General features: G+C 66.3%; 17 protein-coding genes. 5 read left to right on the plus strand and 12 right to left on the minus strand.

Annotated features, from left to right (window positions below):
- Positions 1–2: 2 nt before the first annotated feature.
- The 6 genes from BKA24_RS04100 to BKA24_RS04125 form a co-directional block, all read right to left on the minus strand.
- Positions 3–887: a hypothetical protein gene (locus tag BKA24_RS04100; protein WP_184215438.1), complete on the minus strand. Its 885-nt coding sequence runs from the start codon at positions 885–887 to the stop codon at positions 3–5.
- Positions 888–890: 3 nt separating this feature from the next.
- Positions 891–2,387, minus strand: a complete 1,497-nt coding sequence (locus BKA24_RS04105) for a tyrosine-protein kinase domain-containing protein (protein WP_184215440.1) — start codon at positions 2,385–2,387, stop codon at positions 891–893.
- A 48-nt stretch (positions 2,388–2,435) separates the two neighbouring features.
- On the minus strand, positions 2,436–3,341 hold the full coding sequence (locus BKA24_RS04110) for a hypothetical protein (RefSeq protein ID WP_184215442.1): 906 nt from the start codon (positions 3,339–3,341) through the stop codon (positions 2,436–2,438).
- A 241-nt stretch (positions 3,342–3,582) separates the two neighbouring features.
- Positions 3,583–3,723 (minus strand): hypothetical protein, encoded by a 141-nt coding sequence (locus tag BKA24_RS04115; protein ID WP_184215444.1) that lies wholly within the window; start codon positions 3,721–3,723, stop codon positions 3,583–3,585.
- 95 nt (positions 3,724–3,818) lie between these two features.
- Positions 3,819–5,042: a hypothetical protein gene (locus BKA24_RS04120; RefSeq protein ID WP_184215446.1), complete on the minus strand. Its 1,224-nt coding sequence runs from the start codon at positions 5,040–5,042 to the stop codon at positions 3,819–3,821.
- Positions 5,042–6,841: a carboxypeptidase regulatory-like domain-containing protein gene (locus tag BKA24_RS04125; RefSeq protein WP_184215448.1), complete on the minus strand. Its 1,800-nt coding sequence runs from the start codon at positions 6,839–6,841 to the stop codon at positions 5,042–5,044. Before BKA24_RS04125 ends, BKA24_RS04120 begins: the two co-directional genes overlap by 1 nt.
- A gap of 167 nt (positions 6,842–7,008) precedes the next feature.
- Between BKA24_RS04125 and BKA24_RS04130 the strand changes: the two genes are divergently transcribed.
- The 3 genes from BKA24_RS04130 to BKA24_RS04140 are packed head-to-tail and all read left to right on the plus strand — an operon-like array spanning position 7,009 to position 8,233.
- A complete protein-coding gene (locus BKA24_RS04130; RefSeq protein WP_184215450.1) occupies positions 7,009–7,257 on the plus strand; it encodes a hypothetical protein in 249 nt (82 codons plus the stop codon).
- A complete protein-coding gene (locus tag BKA24_RS04135) occupies positions 7,254–7,697 on the plus strand; it encodes a BLUF domain-containing protein (RefSeq protein ID WP_184215452.1) in 444 nt (147 codons plus the stop codon). Before BKA24_RS04130 ends, BKA24_RS04135 begins: the two co-directional genes overlap by 4 nt.
- Before the next feature lie 41 nt (positions 7,698–7,738).
- On the plus strand, positions 7,739–8,233 hold the full coding sequence (locus tag BKA24_RS04140) for a DUF4916 domain-containing protein (protein WP_184215454.1): 495 nt from the start codon (positions 7,739–7,741) through the stop codon (positions 8,231–8,233).
- Positions 8,234–8,333: 100 nt separating this feature from the next.
- Here the strand turns inward: BKA24_RS04140 and BKA24_RS04145 are convergent, their stop codons facing one another.
- The 5 genes from BKA24_RS04145 to BKA24_RS04165 are packed head-to-tail and all read right to left on the minus strand — an operon-like array spanning position 8,334 to position 12,179.
- Positions 8,334–8,522: a hypothetical protein gene (locus tag BKA24_RS04145; RefSeq protein WP_184215456.1), complete on the minus strand. Its 189-nt coding sequence runs from the start codon at positions 8,520–8,522 to the stop codon at positions 8,334–8,336.
- Between the two features lie 39 nt (positions 8,523–8,561).
- On the minus strand, positions 8,562–8,861 hold the full coding sequence (locus BKA24_RS04150) for a Dabb family protein (RefSeq protein ID WP_184215458.1): 300 nt from the start codon (positions 8,859–8,861) through the stop codon (positions 8,562–8,564).
- Between the two features lie 3 nt (positions 8,862–8,864).
- Positions 8,865–9,860 carry a GDP-L-fucose synthase family protein gene (locus BKA24_RS04155; RefSeq protein ID WP_343065918.1) on the minus strand — a complete coding sequence of 332 codons (996 nt, stop codon included), beginning with the start codon at positions 9,858–9,860 and terminating at the stop codon, positions 8,865–8,867.
- A complete protein-coding gene (gmd, locus tag BKA24_RS04160) occupies positions 9,845–10,873 on the minus strand; it encodes a GDP-mannose 4,6-dehydratase (RefSeq protein WP_184215460.1) in 1,029 nt (342 codons plus the stop codon). Before gmd ends, BKA24_RS04155 begins: the two co-directional genes overlap by 16 nt.
- 34 nt (positions 10,874–10,907) lie before the next feature.
- Positions 10,908–12,179 (minus strand): glycosyltransferase, encoded by a 1,272-nt coding sequence (locus BKA24_RS04165; RefSeq protein ID WP_343065919.1) that lies wholly within the window; start codon positions 12,177–12,179, stop codon positions 10,908–10,910.
- A gap of 46 nt (positions 12,180–12,225) precedes the next feature.
- Here BKA24_RS04165 and BKA24_RS04170 point away from each other — a divergent pair, with 46 nt between their 5' ends.
- Positions 12,226–12,795, plus strand: a complete 570-nt coding sequence (locus tag BKA24_RS04170) for an LbetaH domain-containing protein (RefSeq protein WP_246367010.1) — start codon at positions 12,226–12,228, stop codon at positions 12,793–12,795.
- A complete protein-coding gene (locus BKA24_RS04175) occupies positions 12,792–13,637 on the plus strand; it encodes a glycosyltransferase family 2 protein (protein WP_184215464.1) in 846 nt (281 codons plus the stop codon). Before BKA24_RS04170 ends, BKA24_RS04175 begins: the two co-directional genes overlap by 4 nt.
- A gap of 362 nt (positions 13,638–13,999) precedes the next feature.
- Here BKA24_RS04175 and BKA24_RS04180 read toward each other — a convergent pair whose 3' ends face one another.
- On the minus strand, positions 14,000–14,320 hold the full coding sequence (locus tag BKA24_RS04180; RefSeq protein ID WP_184215466.1) for a hypothetical protein: 321 nt from the start codon (positions 14,318–14,320) through the stop codon (positions 14,000–14,002).
- Between the last annotated feature and the right edge of the window lie 50 nt (positions 14,321–14,370).

A 14,370-nucleotide genomic window follows, 5' to 3' on the forward strand; every position in this document is an offset into this window, starting at 1 on the left:
CGTCAGCGCTCGAGAGCGACCAGGTCGTCGCCGCTCCACACGCGCACCCCGGTGGCGGTGAGCGCCAGCGCGGCGGGTGCCGTGGGGTCTGCGACGTCGGCGCAGCCGATCGGTTCGTCTTCATCGCCGAGCGTCGTGACCTGCAGTCCGTCGCAGTCGGCGTCGACGACTGCTCCGACGACCTCGCCGTCGAGCACGTCGAGCGCGACGACGTCGGTGCCGACCTCGAACCACTCGCCGTCCTGCCGCACGCTGGCGGTGCCGGCACAGATGACGGCGGTGAGGGATGCCACGGTGCGCAGGCTCCACGGCTGGTCGCAGGGCGCCTCGTAGCTTTCGCCGTCTTCGGCGACGGTCGCACCGTCGAGGTAGGTCGACCGGGGGAGGAGCTCGTCGTAGGGCGACCAGAACGTGCCCTGCGTGAAGGTGCGGAGGGCCTGCGTCTCGCAGTCGTCCCCGACATCGGCGACGAGGTCGGCTTCGGTCTCGGCGAAGCCGATCAGGTCGCGCACCTGGCGGATGTCGCGGTAGGTCGGCGTGACGTCGTTCCATGATTCGCCGTCGTCGTCCGATCGCTCGACGACCGGAGCGTCGTCTCCGCACGCACCGGCGGTTGCCCGCCACAGCACGCCGTCACCGACCGCGAAGAAGCGCTCGGCGGCACCGGGCGCGGCGAGCTCGATCTCAACCGTCTCGGTCGGCGAGGGGGAGGCGTCTGCGCCAAACGAGAATGACGGTGCCGGTCGGGCTCCTCCGGTCGGCTCGACGCCACGCCCGCGTTCGATTGCGAGCGCAGCGAGGGCGATGACGGCCGCAGCAAGCCCGATGACGAGCACCGCGACGACGGCGGCCGGCAGACCGCGACGCACCGCTGATCGGCGTGCCACGGGTCAGCTCGCGTCGGTGGTGCCTCGCGCCTCACGGCGGGAGTCGAAGCCGAGGTCGGCGATGCCGCCGGTTTCGACGGGGACCACGCCGATGGGAGCCTTGCGCTTGCGGCCGCGGGCCGCCTTGGGCTGCTCCTGCACATAGCCGTAGCCGCCATAACCGTAGCCGTAGGCGTTGTAGTAGGAGTCGGGACCGCGGGTGGGCACCATCGACATGACGAACCCGGCGACCTTGGCTCCGACCGTCTCGAGGGCGTTCTTGGCGCCTTCGAGCTGGTGGCGGGTGACCTTGCCGGCGGATGCCACGAGGATCGCGCCGCTGGTGCCTCGGGCGAGGATGGCGGCGTCGGTCACCGGGAGGAGTGGGGGAGCGTCGCAGAGAACGACGTCGAAGTCGCGCTCGAGCACGTCGAGGAGGGTGGCCATCTGCTTGGACCCGAGCAGCTCGCTCGGGTTCGGCGGGATCTTGCCGGCGGGCAGAACGAAGAGGCTGCGGCCGCCCCAGGGGAGCATGACGTCGCCGACGCGGACGCGGCCGATGAGCACGTCGGTGAGGCCGACGCCGCCTTCGATGCCGAGGTATTCGGCGACCTTCGGCTGACGGAGGTCGGCATCCAGGAGGGCGACCTTCTTGCCGGCATCGGCGAGGGCGATGGCGAGGTTGATCGTGGTGGTCGACTTGCCCTCGCTGGGGATGGAGCTGGTGACGACGAAGCTGGCGCGCCCGCCCATGTCGAGGAACTGAAGGTTGGTGCGCAGTGCGCGGAATGACTCGGCCCGCGGGCTGAGCGGGTCGGCGTGCACGATGAGCGGACGCTCTTTCGCCTTCGCGTCGAAGGCAATCGCACCGAGGGAGGGAGCCTCGGTGATCTGCTCGGCGTCGCGTGGCGTGCGGACGCGGTTGTCCAGGACGGTGCGGAGCACCGCTAGGCCGACGCCGAGCGCGAGCCCCACGAGCGCGCCGAGCGCGAGGTTGAGCGGCACGTTGGGGCTGGCGGGCTCGAGTGCGGGCTGCGCGTCGCTGACGCGGGTGAGGCGGATTGGACTGCCGCCTTCCCCGATCTCTGGTTCGATCTGTGGAACCACTGTCGACAGACTGGCGCCGATCGCATTCGCGAGTTCCGCAGCCGCGACTGGGTCGGGATCAGACACGCTGATCGTTATGAGCGTCGTATTGAGCGCCGATGAGGCGGACACCTTTGACCGAAGCTGCGACGAGGTGATCCCGAGATCGAGTTCCGCGATCACGGGGTTGAGGACGATCGGGGTCGACACGAGGCCGACGTAGGTGTTGATGCGTGTCTGCGCAAAGTTTGCGCCCTGGGCGACCTCGGCCGTCGATCCGCCCGCCTGCGTGGAGACTGCCACGGTGCTTGACGACTCGTAGATCGGCGTGCGCGTGAGGGAGTAGCCAGCTGCGGCGCCGAGCCCGATGAGCGTGAGCACGACGATGACTAGCCAGTTCTTCCGCAGAACGCGGATGTAATCGCTGAGCTCCATGGTGCCTCTCGTGCCCACGCCTCGAGAGGCGCCCCCGGTCATTGCGGTTCAGTCTGCCACACCCATGTCACGCCGAGATGTCGCCGCGGCGTCGGCGGGCTGGGCTTGACGTCGGAGCGATGAACGTCGCGTCAGCATGAGCGCTCCGGCTCCGAGCATCAGCACCCCGCCCGACGCTACGACAAGAAGCGAGCCGTCCTTGCCCGAGACGGCGAGCCGCTCGTCGGCGGGGGCATCGGGCGTTGGTTCCGGGACCGGGTCGTCCGCCCCCATAAACATCATCGACTGGAACGCGAGCACGGCGCCCTCTGCGTCCCGCACGTACAGCACGAAGTTCGACGCATCGGCGAGCGGCGCAGCGAACACGAATGCGCCGTCGCTGTCGGGTTCGACGGTGCCGAGTACCGTCGGCTCGGGGTCGAGGACAGGGTCGGGCGAGGATGCTGCTGCGCCTTCGGGCTGGTCGTGCAGCTCGATGCTGACGGGGCCGGTGTCGAGGAAGTACGTGCCCACGAGGTCGATGCCGAGCCCGCTCGGCACATTGACGATCTCGAGGTCGAGGGTGGGACCGGGGATGACGGTGACGGTCTGCGAGCTGGCGGCGCCCGGCTCGTACTCGAACGCGGCCGACTCGGCGATGACCGAGACCTCCGATCCTGCTGCGATGCCGTGCCACTCGAGGTCGAGGGTCTCTTCCCAGACGTCTGCGAGCGGTTCGCCGTCGACGATCCAGGTGTATTCCGTGTAGGTCGGCTCGGGGGAGAGGTCGCCGCCGAGCTCGGCCGTGAGAACCTCCTGCGCCTGCGGCGACTCGGGCAGTGAGACCGTCAGCGTGCCGGTGTGCGTCGGCAGGTGATCGGTCGGCTCAGCGGATGCCGGTGCCGCGGCGCCCAGCACGATGCCGGCTACCACGAGCGCAGCGGCGACTGCGCGCGCAGGTGCGATGTGATGCATGACGGTTCCCCCTCATCGGATCCCCACGATCCGCCGCGCCCCAGCGCGTGCATCCGACAGTGAAGGAGGGATGCCGCGACTGCCAGCCGATGCAACCGGGTGTCGCCGACGCAATCGACGACTCGGCGGCGTGAACGCGTCAGCCGCGCTTCGCGTGGTGCGCGAGCGTCGTTACGACGCCGCCCAGCACAAGTGCGCTGATGCCTGCGACGATGAACACCCGCTCGAAGAACCCGCTGAGCTAGCCGAGCGCGCCTGCCCACGAGATGTCGGACGGCTCGAACAGCTCGCCGATCTCGATCCTCCACGCGAGCCCTTCGTGCCACGCGCCGAGGGCAAGCGAGAGCGGCAGCGAGCCGCACGTGATCCAGACGAGCAACACAGCTGCGCCGGCCCCCAGCGCTTCGCCGGTGCAGATGCCGCCTGCCCGGGCGTTGTCGATGCGCTCTCGTCAAGCATGGTCGTCTACCCCTCGGGTCACCGGACGGCGCGAGTCTTCGCCGACGCCTTCGCGACCGTCGTGTAGCCGGACTTCGTGCCCGTGACCTTCACGCTGATCGTCTTGCCCTTGTGTGACTTCGTGAGCGTAAGGGTGGACTTCGTCGCGCCCTTCAGTGCCTTGCTCGAGGCGTACCACTGGTACGCGAGCCGAGTGCCACTCGTCCACGTGCCCGGCTTCGCAGTGAGCTTCTTGCCGACACTCGCCGTGCCCGAAATCGTCGGGGTCTTGGCGGTGAGCGTGCCTGCCTTGACGGTGACCGATGGCGACACGAGGGTGACCGCGGCGAAGCCCGGTTTCGTCCCGGTGACCCGAACGGAGAGTTTCTTGCCGCGAACCGACGCCGCCGGTGTGTAGGTCGCCGCAGTCGCTCTGGCGATCGCTCTGCCGTCGCTCAGCCACTGGTAGGCAAAGGAGGTGCCGGATGTCCACGTTCCGGGTTTCGCCGACACCTTCCGCCCAACGGAGGCGCCGGCGGTGATGGTCGGAACGGTGCTCCGCGTGACCTTCACGTCGGACTCGATGCGCTGCTCACGGAACTCGCCCGGCGCGAACTCGCCCTTGACCCGAACACCGAGTCGCTTTCCGGCCAGACCAGTCGTGACTCGCAGCGTGCGGCTCGTGGCGCCCTCGATGAACTCGCCGTCCGCGGTCCAGGCATATGCCATTCGGATGCCGCTGGGCCATGCGCCCCCGGCGACGCTCACCGTTCCGCCCGTCGTCTGCGTCCCCGAAATCGTGGAAAGAGTCCGCTTTCCGCCGAGCGTGTCGAGATCAGCATCGACGCCCGACACCGTGGTCGTCGCTCCGAGCGTGAGGGTCGTCGCCGCCGACGCGAGGAACTGGTCGCTCCACCACTCCCGCCAGCCGGACTCCTTTCCGTTCGGCCCCCACGTCTCGTGGAAGAAGTCGGTGAGTTCCACACGGTACTTGCCTGCTGGAAGGTCGCGGATCGCGTACGACCCGTCGGCCTCCGCGACGTCCACGCTCTCCAACACCCACCCACCGGAGGGGGATTGCCGGTAGGCGATGGCCATGCCTTCGAACGGCAGTCCGTCGGCGCGGACGGACCCGGAGATCTTCCCGGTGATCGTCGCGCCCTCTTCTGAAGCGGCTGCGGGCGATGCGACGGCCAGGAGCGGTCCGATGAGGATCGCGGCCGTGACACTGCTGACGACGCGGGCGAACGTTGCCTTCCGCATCACCGCACCGCCCGAGTCTTCGCGGAGGTTTTCGCGACCGTCGTGTACCCGGACTTGGTGCCCGTGACCTTGACCGTGATGGTCTTCGCCTTATGGGACTTCGTCAGGGTGAGGGTGGACTTCGTTGCGCCCACGATCGCCTTGCCGCTGGCGTACCACTGGTATGAGAAGCGGCTGCCGCTCGTCCAGGTGCCCGGCTTGGCGGTGAGTCTCTTGCCGACGCTCGCTGTGCCCGAGATGGTGGGCGTCGCCGTGCGCGCGACTTTCAGTGTGGCCTTACTGGTTGCGGCTCCGGTGGTGAACCCGGACTTCGTGCCGGTGACCTTCGCGGTGATTGCGGTCCCCGCATGCGTGGTTCCGAGCACGAGGGTGGACTTCGTCGCCCCCTTGATGGCCTTCCCGGCGGCGTACCACTGGTACGTGAATCGAGTTCCCGAGGTCCACGCGCCGGGTTTCACCAACAACGTCGCTCCAACTGCGGCGGCTCCGGACACGGCGGGGCTGCCGACGGTGAGGATGCGCTCGGTTGTCGCAGATGATCGGACCTGCCAGAAGTTCGCCTCCGTCATCGCGAACACTTCCACGCTCACGCGCTTGCCTGCGAGGGATCCCGGGATCTTGAGTGTGGCAGCGGTCGCTCGCGGCACCGGGGTGCCGTCGGCGAGCCATCGGTAGGAGAGTTCCACGTTCGGCCACGCGCCGGGGCTCGCTTTGACGGTCCCGCCGACGACGGGTGTCCCGGTGACGGACGGGGCAGTGGGCTTGCCAGCGATCGTGTCGAGGTCTGCGTCGACGCCCGTACGGCTCGCCGCAGAGGTGAGATCGATTATGGTCGCGGTCGGCTGCGAATGCTTGTCTTGCCACCATTCACGACGCTCGGAGCTCGAAGTCTCGCCGTTGGTGCCGTAGTTCAAGTCGAAGGAGACCGTGTACTTCCCGGGCACGAGGCCTCTGATCGTGTAATTCCCGCGCGCATCCGTCGATGCGTAGCCCTCGTTCTCGCCGTTGTGCGCTCCCACTCGAAGGTACGACGCAGGAGGCCGGATTCCGGTGATCGTGCCCGAGATGACTCGACCGGATGACAGCGTGTGCGTGAGCGCGGTGCTGCCGCCGGGCGCAGTCACAGTCACCGTTGCGGCAGAGGAGAAGTCGTACGCGCCGCCGTGCCACTGCGTCTGGACGATGTTGTTGTTCGCACGATCGCTGTAGTCGTGTGTCGAATAGAGGATCTTGTAGACGCCGGGTCGCAACGCTGAGATCTCGAACGAGCCGTCCTCTTCAACGTCGCCGCTCGCGGCGTAGTGGGCGGAATCGACGACCGAGTACGCGTACGCAGTCGTGAAGACATCGGCGGTGTCCGTGCCCGCGGGGTAGGTGATCTTCCCGGTGATGCGGGCCTCTCGCACCAGTGCGGCGTTGATGCCGGCGCGGGTCTGTCCGGCTGTCAAGGCAATGGTGGACGCCTCGCCCATCGCGGTCTTGTCGTTCCACCACTCCCAAGCGAGGTGGTTACGCGCTACAAAACTGACCTTGTAGGTGCCGGGCTCGAGCCCCGCGATCGTGTAGGTGCCATCGGCTGCGACCTTCGACCGGCCCGCCGCCCACGGATAGTCGGCTTCGGTGTACGCCCGAACTTCAACGTCCGCTTCGGCGAGGCTGATTCCGACCGGCGCGCTGACCGTGCCCGAAATAGACGCGCCGGTCGCGGCTGTCGCCGGCGACACGAATCCGAACATCGATCCCAGCAGGATGGCGACTGCAGCGATCGCAATCGCGCGCACGCGAGTGACCCTTTTCATGATGTTCCCCCTCGGCGGTTCCCGAGTTGAACCGCCTGCGCCCCAGCGCACTGCTCCGAGAGTAGGGGAGTGGACGGGCGAGCGCCAGCGAATGCACACCCGGTGTCATCCCGCAATCCTCCGCCGAGGAATGGGCCGACCGACGGTCGCCGGAATACGCTCACGGCATGCCTTCGGATGCTGCGCTCTCCCGCCCGGCCGGGGTGGTGTGGGCTCGCGTCGAGCACGGGTTCCATCTCGCGAGCGGGGCGGGCGACTTTCTCGGATACGTCGACCGTCAGGCGGACGGGGTGTTCGTCGCGTTCGACATGCGATCGCAGCCGGTAGGCCGGTTCGGCGATCTGGTGTCGGCGATGCAGGTTGTGTCGATGGGCGCCGACGCGGCGGCACGTCGGAGTGAGGCGGCGCGCGCATGAGGCATGACGGACTGATCTCGGTGCTGTACTCCAGTACGGCGACGGCAGCGTTCGATGAGCGCGAGCTCGAGGCGTTGCTCGCCCAGTGTCGTGCCTCGAACGCGGATGCCGGGGTGACCGGCATGTTGCTGTACCGGGCGGGCCGATTCTTCCAGGTGCTGGAGGGTCGCGAGTCGGTGGTGCGCCCGCTCGTGGAGCGCATCGCGCTCGACGGGCGGCACCATGACATGCGGGTGCTGGTGGATTCACCGATCGAGGCTCGCGAGTTCGCGGAGTGGACGATGGGCTACGAGCGCATCGAAGCACCGACGGATGCCGCGCCGTCCGGCTTCCGCGACACGTTCGCGGACCTCGAAAACAGCGCCGACCCGAGCGCCGCACTGCGCGCCGCGCACGAGCTGAGCCTCTGGTTCCGCGTCCGCGCGCACCGCTCGCAGTAGCGCAATCGGGGCGGGCGGATGCCGCACGCAAGAATGTCCGCATGACGTTCTTGCCCGATGATCTGTACGCCCAGATCGAGCAGTCGATGCCGATTGCCTGTGTCGACTTCGTCCCCGTACGGATGACTCCCGAGGGCAAGACCGAAGTCGGGCTGATCCTTCGCGATTCGCCGTTCGGTGAGGTGTGGTGCCACCTCGGCGGCCGCGTGAATCGAGGCGAGACGATCGTGCAGGCACTTCGCCGCCACGCTCGCGACACCCTCGACGTCGACCTCGCGATCGAGCCGAACGCTCAGCCTGACTACGTTTACGAGTGGTTCCCGCCCGACATCGCCCCCACCGACGGCACCACCCACGGCGACGACCCCCGCAAGCACGCCATCGGCCTCTCCTACGTCGTCGAGCTCACTGGGACGCCCGCACCCCGCAACGAGGCCCTGGACTTCGCTTGGTTTCCGATCGACCGGTTGGCCGCGAGCATGTGGCCGGGGTCCGATCAGTTGATCCACCTTCTTGTGAATCAGCAGCCGGGCTGAACTAAACGCCACGATTGGCGAGTTCCGGGGAATGCGCTCGAACGTCAAACACGCTGTTCGTGATCAGACGAGCGCACTCGTCGTATCCCGAATGCACCGATCATCTGAAGTCGTCGTCCTTGTCCATTCCGCTTGACATGTAAATGTCTTCGGCTTCATACGCGCTGAGGCTGTCGCTGTCGTTATGGTCGTCGCCGATCATGCAGCGGCAGTCCTCGCAAACCTGTTCGATGGACCCGTCAGGGTGACCGAGGTCGTACGAGCGGGTGTGTTTCGGGCCAGTTGGCATGATCCCGATGCTACGCACGACCCGCGTTATCGCACGTGCTTAGTTCGGCATCTCGGATCCGGCTTCGTAGTCCCCGTTCAACCAGTCCGACAGCCCCGCCATCATCTCGCCCGCAGCGACGTGCGACGGGTCGCGCCGAAACTCGGCAAAGTCCGCCTCGGATGCGAACGACGCATCCTCGACGATCACCCGCCCCTTCCGCATATCCGACGATCGCTCGACCCGCCACGACAGCACCGATGGCAGCGCCTCGAGTGCGCGAAGCGAGGCAATCGCCGCATCGACGTCTGCTTCAGAGATGTGGTCGTACACGCGGAACAGCACGATGTGCCGGATCACGCGTTACTCGCGAATGGTGTCGACGTGGTCGCGGTACCAGGCGACCGTCCGCTCCAGGCCTTCCTGAAGGCTGATCTTCGCCATCCAGCCCGCCTCGGCGAGCTTCGAGACGTCGAGCAGTTTCTGCGGCGTGCCGTCGGGCTTCGTGGTGTCCCACTCAGTTTCGCCCGCGAAACCCGTGACCTGCCCGATCGTCTCTGCGATCTCTCGGATCGTGACGTCGGTACCGGTACCCACGTTCACCTGGTCGGGGCCGTCGTAGTGCTCCATAAGGTGCAGGACGGCGTCGGCCATGTCGTCCGAGTGGAGGAACTCGCGGCGGGGTGTACCCGTGCCCCAGTTCGTGACGGAGTCGGCACCGGTCTTCGCGGCATCGTCGTAACGACGGATGAGCGCCGGCAGCACGTGCGAACCCTTCGGCGAGAAGTTGTCGTTGGGTCCGTAGAGGTTGGTCGGCATCGCGCTGATCCACGGGAGCCCGTACTGGCGGCGAACTGCCTGGGTGTGGAGGATGCCGGCGATCTTGGCGATCGCGTATGCGTCGTTCGTGGGCTCGAGGTGCCCGGTGAGAAGCGAGTCCTCGCGGATCGGCTGCTCGGCGAACTTCGGATAGATGCACGACGAACCGAGGAACGCAACGCGCTCCACGTCGTTTGCGAGCGCCGCGTCGAGCACGTTTGTTTGGATCCGCATGTTGTCCGAGAGGAAGTCGACCGGGTACGTGCTGTTGGCGAGGATGCCACCGACCTTCGCCGCGGCGAGGACGATGTAGCGGGGCTTGATCTCCGCCATGTACGCGAAGACGTCGTCGCGGTTCTTGAGGTCGAGTTCCGCCGAGGTCTTGCCGACGACGTGGGCGAATCCCTCCGCCTCGAGCTTGCGGACGATGGCGGAGCCGACGAGACCGCGGTGACCGGCGACGTAGAAGGTCGCGTCGCGGTCGAGTTCGCCCGGGGTGTACGCGACCCCGTCGACGGCGGCGGTCACGCGGTGCCCCACGATGCGAGCTTGACGGTGTCGATCCAGTCCGGTCCCTTTTCGAGCGCTTCCACGTCTGCGTCAACCATGAGCTTGGCCAGTTCCTTCCCGTGAATGGTGGGAACCCAGCCGAGCTTGTCGGCGGCCTTCGAGGGGTCGGCGATGAGTGCATCGACCTCGGTCGGCCGGAGGTACCGCTCGTCGAATTTCACGTACTCCTGCCAGTCGAGGCCGACGTGGCCGAAGGAGGTCTCCAGGAAGTCGCGGATGGTGATGCCCGAACCGGTGCCGAGCACGAAGTCCTCGGGCTCATCCGCCTGCAGCATCCGCCACATCCCCTCGACGTACTCGGCCGCGTAGCCCCAATCGCGGATGGAGTCGAGGTTGCCGAGGTAGACGTCCTTCTGGACCCCCGCCTTGATGCGGGCGACGGCACGGGTGATCTTGCGGGTGACGAAGGTCTCACCACGGCGCGGGGATTCGTGGTTGAAGAGGATGCCGTTCACCGCGAACATGTCGTACGCCTCGCGGTAGTTCTTCGTGATCCAGTACGAGTAGAGCTTCGCGACACCGTAGGGAGAACGCGGGTAGAACGGGGTGTCCTCCCCCTGCGGCGGGGGAGTGGCGCCGAAGAGCTCGGAGGTGGATGCCTGGTAGAACCGGGTCTTGATCCCGGAGAGGCGAACCGCCTCGAGCAGACGGACCGTGCCCGTGCCAGTGGTGTCTGCCGTGTGCTCGGGCTCGTCGAACGAGACGCGCACGTGCGACTGCGCCGCGAGGTTGTAGACCTCGTCGGGGTTGATCTCGGCCATGAGCGTGACCATGCGGGCGCCGTCGCTGAGATCGCCGTAGTGAAGGAAGAGCTTCGCATTCGGGTCATGCGGGTCCACGTAGAGGTGGTCGATCCGGTGCGTGTTGAAGGTAGAGGCGCGACGGATGAGCCCGTGCACCTCGTAGCCCTTCGAAAGCAGCAGCTCGGCGAGGTAAGAACCGTCCTGGCCAGTGATGCCGGTGATGAGTGCGCGCTTAGTCAAGGTGAGCTTCCCCCTGCGTGAAGTGACCGTCTGCTCATTCCCCGGCCGCACGCGAGGGCCGCGCGCGGTCTCCGTCGATGAGCGTTTCGAGAAGCGTAGCGAATGAATCGATCGCGAATGTTTCGTCGAGCACCGTCTCGCGATAACGCTTGCCGTTCTGCCCCAGCTCGTCGGCGCGAGCATGATCGCGGCCGAGCGCGAGGCTCTCCGTGAGCAACGACTTCGGGCTGCCGGCCGGCACGACGACCCCTGCTCCTGCAGAGCGAATCTCATCGGCGGTGATCCCCTTTTCATCGGTGGCGGCGATGACGGGCCGCCCGCTGGAGAAGTAGGACGTCAGTTTGCTCGGCACCGCCATCTCGCTGACGCCGGGGTACTCGTTGACGAGCAGGATGTCGGCGGCGGCCAGGGCTGCGGAGAACTCGGTGTCGGGCAGCGGGTCGATGAACTGCAGGGTGGGGGTGCCGTCGCCGAGGGCGCGCAGGCGGTCGCGTTCGCCGCCGCCGCCCATGAGCACGAAGCGCACGTTCTCGCCGCGTTCGGCCGCGAGTCGGGCGGCGTCGACGACGTTGCCGAGGCCTTGTTTGATGCCCATGTTGCCGGCGTGCAGCACGACGACCTCGTCACCCCAACCGAGGGTGGCTCTTGCGGCGGCGCGGTCGGTGGGCGGGGTGGGGGCGAGGTGCGTCCAGTTGCGTACGACGTGGATGCGTTCGCGGGGGATGTCGAAGTCGTCGCTCACGCGCTCGGCGAATCGGTCGTGGATGACGACGACGCGGTCTGCCTTCGACAGCAGCCACTTCTCGGTCAGCTGGATGATGCGGCTGCTGAGGCCGCCGGCTTGGCCGGTCTCGCGCATGCCGAGCCAGTAGAGGTCCTGCACCCAGACGATGAGGGGGGTCTGGCGGTAGAAGATCTTGAGGCGGAGGGCCGCCAGTGCTGACGAGAAGAGGGCGGGGGAGACGGCGATGACGGCGTCGGGCTGCCGGAGCGGTGCCGCGAGGAGCCTCGCTCCGAAGCTGAGTTCGGAGAGCAGACGACGGATGCCGCTGGGCTTGCGCGGCACGTAATGACGAAGGCGCAGCACGTCGGCGCCGTCGAGATGTTCGCTCCGCGACCACTGCCCGTAACCTGGCGACACACGCCACTCCGGATAATGAGGATGCGTCGTGACCACGTGAGTCCGGTATCCTCGCCTCGTCAGGCCGCGCATCATCGCACCGGTGTAGGGGGAGATCCCGGTCGGCTCGGGAGGGTAGTTGACTCCCAGTACAGTGACTGCGGGGGCGGGACGCGACATGTTCATGACCCTAGCCGCGCGACGGTTTCGGTCTGGTTTCAGAAGGTGGACGATGTCTGATATCCCGGTGATCGACCTCTCGAAAGCCCCCGGCGAGCGAGCGGCCTGGGATCGCCCGGCGTGGGTCGTCTACCTCTGGGCAGTGTGCGAGCTGCTGTTCGTGATCAACCCGTGGCAGATCAGTTCCGGCCTCCGGGTGCGGGTGCTGAGGGCGTTCGGCGCGGAGATCGGCGACGGTGTGGTCTTCCGCCCGCGCACGCGGGTGAAGTTCCCGTGGAAGCTGCACATCGGCGACCGTTCGTGGATCGGCGAGGGAGTGTGGTTCCATAATCAAGACCACATTCACATCGCCAACGACGTCGTCATCTCACAGGAGACCTTCTTGACGACGGGTTCGCACGCTCATCGAAGTGACATGGCGCTCATCACCCGCCCGATTCACGTCGAGGCCGGCGCCTGGATCACCTCGCGCTGTGTGGTGCTCGGCGGAACGCGTGTGGGCCGCTCAGCGCTCGTCCGCCCGCTCACACTCCTTGACGGCAACGAGATTCCCGCCGCCGAGGTGTGGGGCGGAAACCCGGCCGCGTTCGTCGCCGACCGATTCGCAGGAGCAGCCGCATGACACGTATCTCGACGATCTCAGTGATCGTGCTCACCAAGAACGAAGAAGCAGGACTCGGCAACACGCTGGAGCGGCTGAAGCACTTCGATGACGTCATCGTCGTCGACTCTCTGAGCGATGATCGCACCGTAGAAATCGCGACGTCGCATGGCGCACGCGTCGTCGACTTCGCCTGGAACGGTCAGTACCCCAAGAAGAAGCAGTGGGCGCTCGAGAACGCCGGCACGAAGAATAAGTGGGTCCTCCTTCTTGATGCTGACGAGTTTCCCTCTGGGTCTCTCGTCAAGGAACTCGCAGAGCTCCAGCCTGTGCTCGAGAGCGCGGCGGAGGGGGCTTATGACATCAACCTGCTCTACCGGTTCGCGGGAAAGTATCTTCGTTACGGTCACGTTGTCACGAAGCGGTCATTGCTGCACGTCGAACGGGCAAGATTTCCCGTTATCGACGACTTGGGTGCCCCGGGCATTCGGGAGGTTGAGGGTCACTACCAGCCCGAGGTGCTGGCTCCCATAGGCAAGTTGGGAAACCGCATCGTTCACGATGACCGAGACCCCGTTTCGAGCTGGTTCGCGCGACACAACCGCTACTCCGATTGGGAAGCGCACCTGCGTATGAACGAGGAACTGCGGAAGGATATCGCCAGCAAGCGCACGCTGAAAGGCAAGTTCTTCGACGCGGTACCGTTCAAGCCCGCGCTCTTCTTCGGCTACGCCTATATCGCGCGGGCCGGCTTCCTCGACGGCCGCGCCGGGTTCGACTACGCCACAGCACTCGCGACGTACTACTGGCAAATCGGAGTCAAGACTCGAGAACTTTCTCGCGGAACGGTACACGTTTCGTGAGCAAAGCCTTATCGATCGCGGTGATCGGCGGAGGCACCGTTGCACTGTATGTCGCGGCCCGACTGGCTGCTTCTTCAGCGGTCACTGTTTATGAGGCCAACGCACGCAGCGCTGCCCCAGATCTTCTTCTCGGATCGAATCGGTCGCTCGGCTCTCACGCCGGAAGTACGGACGCGTGGTTGTCTGCATGGGGGGGGACGAGCAAGATTTGGGGTGGCCAGTTACTGCCCTGGGAGGCTTGGGAGTTCGAAGGCCTCACGGGGTCCTCGTGGCCGCTCCGATACGATGAACTGCTGCCCCACTATGAGGCGGTGCGCACTAACCTTGGCCTTCCCCCGATCCACGGCATAATCCACGAGGGTCTAAGTGGTGACGAGGAGGTCCTGCGATCCGACGAAAACTTCACGGTACGCAGATCGACGTGGATGCCCAAGAGGCAACGCGACTTCACAAGGAACTCGTCGCTCTCGCGACATCTCGCGACGGTTGCGCAAAGGCGCGGTGCGATTGTGGATCGATTCGAGCCCCACGGAACGCAGTTTCGCATCCACTATCGTGACCTCTCGTCGCACCAGCGGTTCGTTGATGTCGTCGACCGAGTTGTCGTCGCGGCCGGCACGCTCGGAAATGTTCGCGTGCTGTCGAAGTCCTTGGGTGCGGGTGCAAACGAACACGTAGGTCACGGATTCATGGACCACGTATCGGCTCGAGTCGCGCGCTTTCAGGTTTCAGA

The sequence above is a fragment of the Microbacterium marinum genome (assembly GCF_014204835.1).
Taxonomy (GTDB): Bacteria; Actinomycetota; Actinomycetes; order Actinomycetales; family Microbacteriaceae; genus Microbacterium; species Microbacterium marinum.